The sequence below is a fragment of the Thermoleptolyngbya sichuanensis A183 genome (genome assembly GCF_013177315.1).
GTDB classification, from domain to species: domain Bacteria; phylum Cyanobacteriota; class Cyanobacteriia; order Elainellales; family Elainellaceae; genus Thermoleptolyngbya; species Thermoleptolyngbya sichuanensis.
Window position 1 is genome coordinate 5,350,847 of sequence record NZ_CP053661.1, and the last position, 13,127, is coordinate 5,363,973.

Here is a 13,127-nt window from a genome sequence, read left to right on the forward strand (position 1 = left end):
CAACCGAGCGCTCGAACGCAGCCGAGCTATTCTGCAGACGTGGCCGCTGCGAAGGCTTGGCGAACTTGAACGCTGTTAAACCCAGCTTCCGAAGATTCAAACGTCGCGTCTAGCTCGTCTTCAATCAGGAGGCGATCGCACGGGATCGTGTCAGACAGAATGGCACTGGCCATCATGCCGCAGTGGATTTCTAGCATTGCGTCGGGCACAGCCTCAAAAATGAGCCGTTGCCCCGGAAACACCACGCGCTCAAAATACCAGCCAGGAACGTTGGTGATGCGAGCAATCTGGATTTTGCTTGTCGCGTTCACGTAGCAGCAGAGAATGTGAACCAACTTATCGGTGGGGACGGGATCGATAATTTGCGCCATAGCCGTGAGGAGCCTCGTGTAATTGCGTGGGTGTTTTAACCCTAACATCCCACGATCCCAAAGGCTGTAAACTCAACTACCAACGATCTGTACGCAAAAATTCACGGGAGTGTGATCCCCGCATGAAGTCAACGGCTGCCAACGCTGCCTCTGGCTCTGTTTCAGCATTCTGGCAGGCTAGCGCTCTACCATCGGATATTCGTCGAACATCCAGGTATAGAGTGAGGTCGCGTCAACCCACGCAAACCTTCGATAAAACCAGGCCAACAGAACCGCTCTTCAGGAAGGCTATCGTGTTTTTGGGGCTTTCAATCTCTCTGGATACGAAACTTCGATGCACGCCAAGAAAGTCGATGGTATTGTAAAGACATATAAACAGTTGTCTCAGATTCGATACCCGCCTCTTATCGGTTTCTCCTTCTATCGGTTTGTATAGAGCGGTTTCTATAGGGCTGTTTCTTATAGAGCGATCGCCAGACCGACAGATCGATATAGGTCGCGTCAACCTGTACTCGCCAAAATGTGGTTTCTTATAGAGCGATCGCCAGACCGACAGATCGACGGATCGACAGACCGACAAATCGACGCTTTCCGACCCCAGATTTACCGGAATCAATCAGCATGACAGCGCAGTTGATGTCTCCACCGACACCGCTCACCCGCCGCGATCGCCTCTCGTCTGAGCGGGTACTTTATGTGCGCCTTCCGTGCAATCCCATCTTCCCCATCGGTGTCGTCTACCTGTCTGACCACGTCCACAAAGTCTTTCCCGACGTGCAGCAGCGCATTTTTGACCTAGGAGCCGTGCCACCGCTGGATTTTGGCCCCGCGCTCGACCGCTGCATCGACGAGTTTCGCCCAACGCTGCTGGTGTTTTCCTGGCGCGACATTCAAATCTACGCCCCGGTTGGCGGGCGCGGCGGCAACCCGTTGCAAAATGCTTTCGAGTTCTACTATGCTCGCAACCCGCTGGTCAAGCTGCGGGGAGCGCTCGGTGGACTCCGCATGGCCACGTCCTATCTCACAGAACTCTGGCGCAACGAAGGTCTGATCAAGCGCGGGCTAAAGCGGGCACGGCGCTACTGCCCAGAGGTTCGACTGGTGGTGGGCGGCGGGGCCGTCAGCGTGTTTTATGAACAGTTGGGCAATATGCTTCCCAAAGGCAGCATTATCTCCGTGGGGGAGGGTGAGGCGCTGCTAGAAAAGCTGCTGCGGGGGCAGGATTTTTCGGATGAGCGGTGCTACGTGGTAGGCGAAACGAAACCGCGCGATCGCCTGATTCACGAACAGCCTGCTCCCCTGGAAAAAGGCGCGTGCGACTACGACTACATCGCCGAGATTTGGCCCGAATTTAGCTACTACCTGCAAGACCAGGATTTTTACGTGGGCGTGCAGACCAAGCGCGGCTGCCCCCACAACTGTTGCTATTGCATCTACACCGTCGTCGAAGGCAAGCAGGTGCGGATTAACCCGGCGGATGAAGTGGTGGCAGAAATGCAGCAGCTCTATCGGCGCGGCGTTCGCAACTTCTGGTTTACCGACGCGCAGTTTATTCCTGCTCGCAAATTCATCGACGACGCGGAGGAACTGCTGCAAAAAATCGTCGATGCGGGCATGACCGATATCCACTGGGCCGCCTACATTCGCGCCGACAACCTGACCCCACGCCTCTGCGAGCTAATGGTGCAGACGGGCATGAACTACTTTGAAATCGGCATCACCAGCGGCTCTCAGGAACTCGTCCGCAAAATGCGGATGGGCTATAACCTGCGGACGGTGCTGCAAAACTGCCGCGATTTGAAGGCAGCCGGGTTTAACAGCTTGGTATCGGTCAACTATTCCTTTAACGTGATCGACGAAACCTTTGACACGATTCGCCAAACCATCGCCTACCATCGCGCTCTAGAAGACATCTTTGGCGCAGACAAGGTAGAACCCGCCATTTTCTTCATCGGCCTCCAGCCCCACACACACCTAGAGCAATACGCCTTTGACCACGGCATTTTGAAAAAGGGCTATGACCCGCTGGCGATCCACCTGCCCTGGGTGGCGAAAAAGCTGCTGTGGAACCCGGAACCGCTCGGCTCCTTCTTTGGTGAGGTGTGCCTGCAAGCGTGGCGGCAAAACCCCAACGACTTTGGGCGCGAGGTGATGCGGATTTTGGAACAGCGGCTTGGCCGCGCCGAGCTAGAAGAAGCCCTGACAGCGGCGATTCCCGTAGGAACCGCTTCGCAAATCGCCCCTGTGGTCAAGCGGTAAAGCCCCCACGCGGTCGGATCTACGGGTCTACAGCAAATGGTGGTACTGCGGATCGTCTTGCAGCGCCTTGAGGACTTGCTTGATTTCCTGGGTGCGGTCTTTTTTCACCACCAGCGTCACTTTGTGGTCGCGCACGATCACCGTATCTTCTAGTCCGATGGTGACAATCAGATCTTCGTCGTCGGTGGCATAAAACAGTGCGCCCTGGGTGTCCAGCCCGACATGACGCGCCAGTTCTACGTTGGGATTGTCGCCCTTTAGCAGCCGCTCAATCGCGTTCCAGTCGCCCAGGTCATCCCAGCTAAAGGCGACAGGCAGCACGTAGGCGCGGTCGGTCTTTTCCATCACGGCATAGTCAATGCTCTGCTTGGGCAGCTTGGGATAGGCCGCTGGGCCGTCTTTCATCAGTGGCTGCATCACGTAAGGCGCGTGGGTTTCCAGTTCCGCCAGCATGACCCCCGCCTGAAAGATGAACATACCGCTGTTCCAACTAAAGCGGCCGCTGGCGAGGAATGCCTCCGCCGTGGCGCGGTCGGGCTTTTCGGTAAAGCGGCTGACCCGGTAAGCGGCGCAGTCGAGATACGTGCCTGCGGGGTCGCCCTGCTCGATGTAGCCATAGCCCGTGGAGGGGAAGCTCGGCGCAATGCCCAGCGTGGCGATCGCCCCCTGTTCTCGCGCCAGATCTGCCGCAGCCCGCAGCGTCTTGTGAAAGGTGGGCAGGTCGCCAATCCAGTGATCTGCCGGGAAAAAGCCGACGATTGCTTCCTCTCCATAGCGGCGGGCAATTTCTAGCGTCGCCCAGGCCACCGCTGGAGCCGTGTCTCGTCCCTCGCTTTCCACCAAGAGGTTCGCGTCTGGCAGATCGGGCATCTGCTCTCGCACGCCATCGGCCAGGTGCGCTGCTGTGATCACCCACAGCCCGTCCCATCCGCCCGCAAGGTCGAGGAGGCGATCGCCCGTCGCCTGGAGCAAACTTCTGCCGCTGCCGTCGAGACTGAGAAACTGCTTGGGACGCGCCTTGCGGCTGAGGGGCCAAAACCGTTCGCCCTTGCCGCCTGCCAGAATCACTGGAATCATGCTGCTTGCCCCTCCACGTTTATGCCGCTGCGTTTACCCAATCCCGCCCTATCGTACAAAACTTTTCTCCTGCCTAGGGTTCCCAAAACGGCCGACTTTACCGGATTTTTATCTACAGGACTTACGTAGCTGGACAATTTCTCGCGGGCTGCGCTCGCGAGAAATCGTTCAAAATTCTGTCCAAAGTTCAAAGAGATGATCGCAAGTGCGGAAGTCATGAATCTAGAAAGTCAGGAGACTGCTGAGAGCAGCTTTAGGTTAAGGTTGCAGCGGCTTTAGGTTAAGAGCTAATTTGTAAAGGAGCCTGAAAGCCTTGTTAATCAAGGATTTCCGAGAAACCGCTTTTCCTGGGCAAACATGACCTCAAAGCCACACATGCCAAGAGTTTCAGGCTTCTTAAGATTTGCTTCATAAATTAGCTCTAAGGTCGCTTTGCAAAACCGTCACGCAGCCTACGATGCGATCGCTTGGGGTTTGGTAGAGTTATGTCCAGCGGGAGAGCGGGTCGTCTTGTCGAGTGATCCAAGGGGATCATATACAAAACGACACATTTGGATAAACTGGTGGAGGGCTAGAACTGCTGCTAAGAATTTCACAGGGGGCATTTCGGAAGCAGCAAAGAGTTTGGATACGAGTTGCAGCCAACGCAGTTACGAGGTGTGAGTCCGACAACGCAGTTACGAGGTGTGAGTCCGAGTGAGACAGTCCAATCCTGAGTCTGAAATTGAGCTTTCTAAACCCGAACAGCCTGGTCAAGTCCCCGTAAACTCGTCTTCTCCGCGAGCCTCTGCGGCTGGGGTTTCCCCTAGTTTCTCAAAGCGGGCGATCGCTCCAACCGCCCCGCCAAAGGGACGCAGCGTTTTGAACAAGTTTCTGTGGGTTCTGGCCTTTGTTTCTACGGCGACGGTTTCCGCAACGCTGGGGGCAGCGCTGACGATTTTGATGCCAGAAAGGGGTGATCGCGACTCGCAGAGCGACCTGCGGCAGCGCGTAGGCACGGTAATGGCCAACAGTTTTGGCTATCGAGTGACGCGCCCGGTCAACATTCTGGTCATGGGGGTCGATCACTTTGTAGATGCTCCCGAAGATGCCGAAGACATCGTGCTGGGCGGACGCAGCGATGTCATGCTGCTGGTGCGCGTCGATCCAGCCACCACTACCGCCAGCATCCTGTCCATCCCTCGCGATACACGGGTGGAAATTCCAGGCTATGGTGTTGCCAAAATTAATCACGCAAACCAGGAAGGGGGCGCAGCCCTTGCCGCCCAGACCGTCAGCTACAACCTGGACGGTGTGCCGATCGATCGCTACGTGCGCGTCAGCACCGATTCATTTCGGGCACTGGTCGATTTGCTGGGCGGCATTGAGGTCTACGTTCCCTTCCGAATGGAATACGAAGATGTAACCCAAAAGCTAAAAATTGACCTAGAAGAAGGCCATCAATGGCTAAACGGCGACCAAGCAGAGCAATTTGCCCGCTACCGCAACGATGGGCAGGGGGATATTGGGCGGGTGCAGCGCCAGCAGCAGCTTTTGAGAGCGCTCAAGGATCGATTGGCCAGCCCGGCAACCGTAACCAAACTGCCGCAAATTATCGCGCTGATGCAGGAGTATGTCGATACCAACCTGACACTAGAGGAAATGCTGGCGCTGGGCAACTTTGCGCTGACGATGGAGCGGAGTGACCTGCGGATGGTGATGCTGCCCGGTCGGTTTAGCCGGCCCGACGAGTCGATCGCTAGCTACTGGATCTTAAACCGTCGTGAGCGCGATCGCATCATGCGGGACTATTTCCAGGTGCCAGGGATGGATGTACAGCTAGCCCGCAGCGCCGACCCCAGTTCCCTCCGCATTGCCGTGCAAAATGCCAGCGGCGACGGGCGAGCAACGCTCCGGTTGGTGCGCTATCTGCGCGAGCAGGGGTTCTACAACGTTTACGTCATTCCAGATTGGTCGGTCTGGGAAGGCGAAACCCAGGTGATTGCTCAGCGAGGCGACCTAGAGGGGGCAGCAATCGTGCAGCGATCGCTCGGCGTGGGCGAGGTGGTGTCGGCCTCTATTGGCGATCTGGAATCTGACCTGACGATCCGGATCGGCACCGACTGGGTGGAGCGAGCCGCTAGCAGTCAGGAGCATGTTGTGAACTAAGTGCTTACCCCGTTTTGCCCTGTTGCTCAGCCAACCCGCACCAGTCAACCCTCCAGCAAGGGCGGATGCGGTTCCGAAGGAACCATGAGAAGAGGAACCATGAGAAAATAACGTTGGCAGATCTGTTGACCAACACATTGGCAAGCGACGATGACGGACGGTGTAAAACCGTGAAACCGTGAAACTGTGAAACCGTGAAACAATGTGAAACAACGACGCTGCTGCGATGCGTTTGGGTTCGGTGAGATGGTCAAGCATCCTGTGAAATCGGTTGTGGCACGCGGGCTGGGGTTGCTCCTAGCTGTGGGGTTGGCCTGCTTATGGGTGATGCTGAGCGCAGTTCCGGCGATCGCCGCTGTGGATACGGTGAACTACAACAACGCCGACCTGAAAGGGCAGGACTTTTCGCACACAGATCTATCTGGCAAGGCGTTTGTCTCTGCAGAGATGCGCGACATCAACCTGGAAGGCTCTGACCTGAGCAACGCTATTCTTACCAAAGCAGTGATGCTGCGGGCTAACCTGCGGGATGCCAACCTGACCGCCGCGCTGGTGGATCGGGTCTTTCTGGTGGGCGCAGACCTAACCAACGCCATTTTGGAAGATGCCACCATGACCCGCACCAGTTTTGAAGACGTGACCGTGACGGGAGCAGACTTTACCAACGCCATCCTCGACCGCTACGAAATTTCCAAGCTGTGCGATCGCGCTGAGGGCATAAACCCGGTGACGGGCGTGGCTACGCGAGACAGTCTCGGCTGTCGCTGAGGCTTGCAAAATTTCTAGCTAGGGCGCTAGCATAGTTCAAATGAACTACTTTCCATCATGCGTGCCCGACTAGAAAACAACCTCCTCTTCCTCCACTGCGACGATGTGCCACCTTACAAGAAAACGGGGTCGCAGGTGCGAAATACTTACTTTTGGGCGCTAAAGGCGATCGCCGCCCATGCCCCCTATGCCCGCGATTGGGAATTTGACCCGGAGGTGTGGGTCGCTCTGCAACGCCTCTTGCTGTCCTTTGCCGAGTCGGGCTATTTGGGTCTGCGCGAAACCCTGCTAGAGTTTCCGCCAAACACCCCGATTCCCGATCCGCTCCGGGCAGTGTCTACGTGGGAGTAGGCGATCTAGGAGGATTGCTCGACACCAGTCTGGTTGGAAATTTTGGGTTTTGGAGTTAAGACTTACGCAGTTGAGCGATTTTTCGCGGGCTAAGCCTGCGAAAAATCGCTCAAAATCCAGAGAGCTTATCGCAATTGCGTAAGTCCTGTAGAGCTTGGATTTTGGAGTGGGCTTGGACACCCAACTCCTATTTTTTCTTCAGGGTTTGTGACCCTACCAGATTCGGCATTTTGGGCGGCGGGATGGAGGGCAGCACACCGTCTTTCAGCAGCGATTGCGTGGGCGTGGGAACGCTGGAGAGCGTGTGACCAGGCAGCACCGAAACGCGGGGGGTTGCCACAGAGGAAATGACATCACTGCCCAGGATTGAGGTATTGACTGGGGGCGGCGCGGGTGGGGTGCTGCCGGAATAGAGGGTGGTGTTGACGGGCGATCGCAGGCTTGGAAACAGAGCAGGATTCAAAACGGACGTGTCTACCTGAACGTCGGGGTGATCCGAGGAATGCTCCGGCAAACGGCCCAACGCTCCATTAATAGGAGTAATAGGAGGCGGGACTTGTGAAGGGTCAATGCTCATGGCTTTTTCCTTTTTCAGGATTGGCTGAAACCTAGCATATCGCCCGCACTGCACCAGAATTGCACCAGAATTATGTCGATCTGTTGCGGTGCCGCTGTTGCCAGAGAGGCGGCACGGCTGCCCTGCCCAGCACAGACTCCAGTTGCCTGCATTATTTTATGACGATGTCAACAATCTTGATATTAAGATAATTACTATATTCTTGATGTCAAGTATCTTGGTATCGAGATAAATTACCAGGGAGCTGCAAATATGAATGGACGCACGATTTTTCTATTGGCCGCCCTTGCTGGGGGCGCAATTTTGCCTGTTCAAGTCGCAATTAACACGCTGCTGCGTCGATATGTAGGGGAGCCAATGCAGGTGACGTTCATTTCCTACCTGGCGGGGACGCTGGCTTCGCTGGCGATTTGTCTGGTGGCCCGCTACCCCCTCCCTGCGGCGACCTCGCTGGCGCAAACGTCTTGGTGGATGTGGGTGGGCGGCTGCTTGGGCACGCTCTACGTCTGGTCTACGATTTTCACCACACCCCGAATTGGGGCAGCGCTGGCGCTTTCGCTGACTATCGCAGGTCAACTGATTGCTGCGCTGTTTCTGGATCACTATGGGGCACTCGGCCTCACTCGCTATGCCGCCAACCCAACTCGTATCGCGGGTGTGGCGCTGGTGATTTTGGGCGTGTCGCTGGTGTCCTACGTTAGACGGTAGTCGATTTTGGATGTTTCTTAAAATCCTCATCTTCTTCGTCTCCGGCTCGATCGTCCGTCAGCGTTTCGATCAGCAGCGACATCTGCGCCTGCTGCTGTGCCAAAAACGCATCACACTGGTTCAATTGCTCAACGGCGATCGCAAACTGACTGAACACCGCCGCCAGATCCAGATCGCCCGTCTCAATCTGTTCGATGATGTCTTCAACCTGGGCGATCGCCGTTTCGTAGTGCCAATCGGGAGTTTTCTTAGGGGGCATACCAGTTTAGAAGCTAGGCTTTAGCAGTCAAGGAATTGGACAAACCGTTTTAGGCAATAGTTCTGGGGATCGGACGTTTTTGCGTCAACTCAGGGAACCTTGCCACTTCTCAACGGCCTTTGGATCAGGATAAGCTCGCACCCCTCGCTCCTCCAGGCAAGCCACAAAGCGATCAATGCTGATTAATGCTCCAAGCTCGCCTGCATCATATAGCCCTTGAAGCCATTTTTCCAAAGAAGGAATCATATCTAAAGGGCAACCCGCGATTCTGAGGGATCTCTCAAAATCCCAATCAGAAATTGTTGTTCTGGAAATCAAGTCATGGGCTTTGTAACGATAGATGCAAAGGGCGCGGGGTAGGGGAATGCAGGTTGGCATGAGGTCAAAAAGATAAACGAGATATCGAAAGCGTCGGCTTTGACGGAGCCAGTCATAAATCTCCCGCGACTCGGATTGCTCAAGGCAATGCTCCACCTTCATCAGACACCAGAGCCAAATACTCAGACCCTTAACCGCAAGCCAATGCAAAGGGCGTCCTGACCGCCTGCTTCTAAGCTTCACAATTCTCAACCGCTTTTTAAGAGCATTTTCGGCGTTTAGGAGCCAGTCCGCAAAGCTACGCTGATTACCGAAGGCCTGCAACCCGTGTGCCTCAGTCCACAGCGAAGAGAGAATTTGACAGGCTTCTGTATCCAGTTGATCTAGTTTTCTATGGTCGTCGAGAGGAAAATTTGACCGTTCTACCAAATCTCTAAAGGAGCGAATACCAGTCACAAACTGTTCTGATTTCTTCTTGGAAACCAAGCCCCAAAGCAAGGAAACGAGAAATGCTGCCGATGAAACAAAGAGGGCTGCCAAAGCAAGACTTAGTAGGTAGCCTACTACTGTCTGCAAATCTTGCACTTCGTGAAAGACCTTGCCAAATAAGGTCTGTGGAAGGCTCGCTGAATCGAGCTTTAGATCAATGAAATTGGGAAGTGCTAAAACGGGAGCTGCAAGTGCTGCAATAATGCCAAGGCGACGAGTCCATACCTCCAAGCTTTCCTGCGTCATTCGGTCGGCTTGTTGTAGCATCGAATTCACGGTTTCTACGGAGCGTCCAACACTCCCTAATAATTGTTCATCCCATTCCTTCAAAGTTCGCAGAGGCTGTTTCCAGTAGTGATAAGGGTAGGCATCTAGCAGTGCTTCTCGCAAATCACTTAGCTGAGTATTAGGGCAAGAGGAATAAGTCAACTTTCGATCCCAAAAGTCTTCTATTCCATCTTGATAGCCGCCGAATTGCCGCTTTAATTGAGCGACATCACTACTTACTTTCTCTAGTGAAGATTGAACTTGTCGCAATGTAAGTGAGAGTTTTTCCATCTCCAGGTAAACTTTTTTCAAAAGCCCGCCGCTGATAGTTGGCAAAAAACTGATGGCATTGTTAACCAACTCACTCAACCCATCCAGAGTTCCACCCCACCTAGGCTGTCGAGATGACAAAGGCTCATAATCAGTAGAAATCAGGCGTGATTCATGCGCGATTGAAAACTCCAGGTAGCTGAGTTGATTAGCAATAAAATATAAATCTCTTTCTAATTCTTGTTCAGTGAACATTTTCCCTTTACGAAGTGGAAAAATCAAGTATCGGGGATAATAGACACCTCTGCCAATTTGGGCATGCCGCAGTGTCAAGAAGTCTCCTTCTAATACACCCCCGCTTACTTCTTTTGCAAAGGGATCGTCCGACCCAAGACAGGTTTTGACTAGGGGATACAAGCTATCCGATTTCTTAGCTGCTAACTCTTCTGGGCAGGAGGGTGGATTCACATATTGAGCAAAGTAAAAAACAGGGGATATTGCTTTTCGGTCTTTTGCAAATTCTGGCTGTGCTATGCCCAAGCCGCAGAAAGATCTGATCTTGGCAAAGACTCTTTCCAACTTGTCCCACATCACGTCTTGCAGCAAGAAGCTTGCCTCATCCACAGACAAATTGGGAACGGCAGCGGGTTGAGATTGCAGATCATTGGACGGTGGCGGGGCCCAATAGCCACCTGTCGGGTAGCTGCTCCACAAAGCCAATATCGGTTTGTAGATTATGCAACTTTGGCTGTCAGCGAATTCAACTAATGAAAGTGACCAGAAGAATGAAAGTGACCAGAAGATAGAGCAAGAAGACCAATCGATAGAACTTAGGATTTGCTCAATGTCGAGACAAAGTTGTTCCCCGCGAAGTGTTTCATCTAAGTGTTTTTTTAGGGCTGCCAAAAAGTTTTGGGGATAAAGCGGCGCAAAAAACATGCACTGGCGTTTGTTAAAAGCGCCTAGAAACCGAGACTCGGACGACGCAGTTTGAAGTTGAACAGCGTGATCTTCAAACTCTCTTTGCATTTCATCGTTCCACTGCTGAGCCGCCTGAGGATCCAGCCAATTCCAAGATTTGCCCTCCCCAGATACGCCCAAGCTTGCCGCTGGTATGTCTAAGAACACTTGAATCAGTTTGTGAACTGCTCGTGCGTGGTCGGTTGCATCCCTGTCATTCGTGCGCCAGTAGAGGGGGTAGCTGGTCAAGAGCGCAACTCGAGTAAACCCTTCTGATGGAGATAATCCTTCTGATGGAGATAATGAGGATTCCTCCGCTTCCTGAGTATTCATGTATCGACCTCTCCTAGCCCTTGCTAGTTGAGTATTAATATTGATACTCCTATTGTCGCTCCAAATTTTGGGGCAAGAGGCAGGCATTTATTATTCTTTGCATAGGTACATATTGTGGTTTATGGGATGCTTTTCACTTCGGCAACCAGTTCGCCCTGAGCCAAGGTAATGGTCAACCTGTCGCCGGGGCGGAGAGTTCCAGCAGAGCGGGCGATCGCCCCATCTTCCTGGCGCACCACCGCATAGCCCCGCCGGAGAACAAGGGCCGGGTCGAGGGTTTGCAGGGTTTGGCGCAGGTAAAGCGTATGCTGCTGGGTCTGCTGGAGCCGCTGCTGAGTGCTGCGGATGAGCCGCTGGCGCAGGGACGCAACGACCTGGATGCGCTGATGCACCTGGCGATCGAGCCGCAGTCGGGAAAGGCGATCGCGCAGTCGTGCAACATGCCGCTGCTCCTGCTCAACCCGCTCGGCGGCAACGCGGTAGAGCGCCAAACACCGCTGCTGATGCTCTTCCACCAGATCATCCAAAATGGGAACCACCGCCTCAGCTGCCGCCGTTGGCGTGTGGGCGCACAGGTCGGCCGCCAAGTCAGCCAGCGACTCATCCCGCTGATGCCCAATGCCCGTGATTACCGGAATAGAACATTCCGCCACAGCCCGCACCACGCGCTCGTCATTGAAACAGTCCAAATCTTCCGCTGCGCCGCCGCCCCGCGACAGGATCAGCACGTCTGCCCGCCCGTCCTGCTCAACCCGACGAATCGCCTGAGCAATCGACGAGGGAGCCAGTTCTCCCTGCACCATCGCAGGCGACAGCAACACCCGCAGCCCCGAATAGCGATGAGATAGGGTGCGCTGGATATCGCCCCAAGCAGCGGCTTGCGGCGAAGTAACCACGGCCACCACGCGGGGATGGGGCGGAAGCGGGCGCTTGCGGTCTGGGTCAAACAGTCCCTCCGCCTCCAGCCGATTCCGCAGTTGCCGATGACGGAGCGATCGCAGCCCTTCACCCGCAGGCAGCACCTGCCAGATCGTCAGTTGATAGCTGCCCCGCGCTGGATACACCTTGATTTGCCCCAGCACAATCACCTGTTCTCCCCGAACGGGCATCACCGCCAGCCGATCAAGCTGACTATTCCACACCACCGCGTTGATGGCCGCCTGCTCATCCGGGTCTTGCAGCGTCAAAAATAAGCCGCTGCGGTGAGGATTCACGCTCGATACTTCGCCCGTCACCCACACCTGCTGAAGCTGCTCATCGTCTTCCAGTAAGGACTGGATGTAGTGGGTCAGCCCCCCTACCGACAGGGCTGTATTGGGATAGCGCAGAGAAGAAGACACAATGAGGCTTGGGGGCTAAGGTTCAAAACTGGGCACACTTGGGTCTAAACGCTGACTCAGCAATAAACTTCACGATCAGCGACGATCAGCGACTTGGCCGACTAGCAGGGACAAAGTTCTTGTACTAGAATAGTACAGACGTATCTGAATCTTCAAGATTAGCGCATTGGATGCATCCCACTTTTGTAGCCCTCACCCTGAATCCTTCTCCCGCTTTGGGAGAGGGACTTCCAATCCGGCTCCCCTTCTCCCGCTTTGGGAGAAGGGGCGGGGGAATGAGGGCAAACTTGCAGAACTAGGATGCGCCCAGCGCATTACGCTTCTAAAGCGTCCTCAGAGGGCGATCGCAAATTGAACCACAATAAATCGAAACATCGAATCACAATCAATCAAGAAATCAAATTGAGACAGGATCAGATTTAGACTCAAAAGTGGCGTTTCCGAATCCAACGAGAGATTTAAACTAAAAGTTCATTAGATTCATCGCTGAGATTGATTCATTCATCTCTGGCTTTGGAACAAGGTGCCCCCTTTACAGACTACTTGGCCTTCTAGGCTGTTTGCTTTCATAAATTTGCTTTCACAAACAATTCACTCCTCTTGCTCACTCCTCCCGCATCTGTACCCCTCCT

11 protein-coding genes are annotated in these 13,127 nt (G+C 54.3%); 5 read left to right on the forward strand and 6 right to left on the reverse strand.

The features are described from left to right. Positions 1-26 precede the first annotated feature (26 nt). Positions 27-371 (reverse strand): DUF1830 domain-containing protein, encoded by a 345-nt coding sequence (locus HPC62_RS22230; protein WP_172358568.1) that lies wholly within the window; start codon positions 369-371, stop codon positions 27-29. Positions 372-1,007: 636 nt separating this feature from the next. Here HPC62_RS22230 and HPC62_RS22235 point away from each other — a divergent pair. Beyond that, positions 1,008-2,630: a photosystem II high light acclimation radical SAM protein gene (locus HPC62_RS22235; protein ID WP_172359119.1), complete on the forward strand. Its 1,623-nt coding sequence runs from the start codon at positions 1,008-1,010 to the stop codon at positions 2,628-2,630. A 27-nt stretch (positions 2,631-2,657) separates the two neighbouring features. Here the strand turns inward: HPC62_RS22235 and HPC62_RS22240 are convergent, their stop codons facing one another. Continuing rightward, positions 2,658-3,707, reverse strand: coding sequence for a mannose-1-phosphate guanylyltransferase (locus HPC62_RS22240; protein WP_172358569.1), 1,050 nt, complete (start codon positions 3,705-3,707; stop codon positions 2,658-2,660). Between the two features lie 696 nt (positions 3,708-4,403). On the opposite strand from HPC62_RS22240, the gene HPC62_RS22245 reads away from it, so the two are divergent. From HPC62_RS22245 to HPC62_RS22255, 3 genes are all read left to right on the forward strand, one after another. Continuing rightward, on the forward strand, positions 4,404-5,855 hold the full coding sequence (locus tag HPC62_RS22245; RefSeq protein WP_172358570.1) for an LCP family protein: 1,452 nt from the start codon (positions 4,404-4,406) through the stop codon (positions 5,853-5,855). Between the two features lie 246 nt (positions 5,856-6,101). After that, positions 6,102-6,623, forward strand: a complete 522-nt coding sequence (locus HPC62_RS22250; protein WP_172358571.1) for a pentapeptide repeat-containing protein — start codon at positions 6,102-6,104, stop codon at positions 6,621-6,623. A gap of 57 nt (positions 6,624-6,680) precedes the next feature. After that, on the forward strand, positions 6,681-6,974 hold the full coding sequence (locus tag HPC62_RS22255) for a hypothetical protein (RefSeq protein ID WP_172358572.1): 294 nt from the start codon (positions 6,681-6,683) through the stop codon (positions 6,972-6,974). Positions 6,975-7,161: 187 nt separating this feature from the next. On the opposite strand, the gene HPC62_RS22260 is transcribed toward HPC62_RS22255, so the two are convergent. Beyond that, the gene (locus HPC62_RS22260) at positions 7,162-7,551 is read right to left on the reverse strand and encodes a hypothetical protein (RefSeq protein ID WP_172358573.1); all 390 of its coding nucleotides are present in this window, start codon (positions 7,549-7,551) and stop codon (positions 7,162-7,164) included. A 252-nt stretch (positions 7,552-7,803) separates the two neighbouring features. Here HPC62_RS22260 and HPC62_RS22265 point away from each other — a divergent pair, with 252 nt between their 5' ends. Next, positions 7,804-8,259 (forward strand): DMT family transporter, encoded by a 456-nt coding sequence (locus tag HPC62_RS22265; protein WP_172358574.1) that lies wholly within the window; start codon positions 7,804-7,806, stop codon positions 8,257-8,259. Here HPC62_RS22265 and xseB read toward each other — a convergent pair. The 3 genes from xseB to xseA form a co-directional block, all read right to left on the reverse strand. Then, complete coding sequence (gene xseB, locus HPC62_RS22270; RefSeq protein WP_172358575.1) at positions 8,249-8,518, reverse strand: exodeoxyribonuclease VII small subunit; 270 nt, start codon at positions 8,516-8,518, stop codon at positions 8,249-8,251. The two genes, HPC62_RS22265 and xseB, sit on opposite strands and share 11 nt — an antisense overlap. 84 nt (positions 8,519-8,602) lie before the next feature. Further along, on the reverse strand, positions 8,603-11,155 hold the full coding sequence (locus HPC62_RS22275; protein ID WP_172358576.1) for a hypothetical protein: 2,553 nt from the start codon (positions 11,153-11,155) through the stop codon (positions 8,603-8,605). Between the two features lie 119 nt (positions 11,156-11,274). Next, complete coding sequence (gene xseA, locus HPC62_RS22280; protein WP_225910586.1) at positions 11,275-12,495, reverse strand: exodeoxyribonuclease VII large subunit; 1,221 nt, start codon at positions 12,493-12,495, stop codon at positions 11,275-11,277. Between the last annotated feature and the right edge of the window lie 632 nt (positions 12,496-13,127).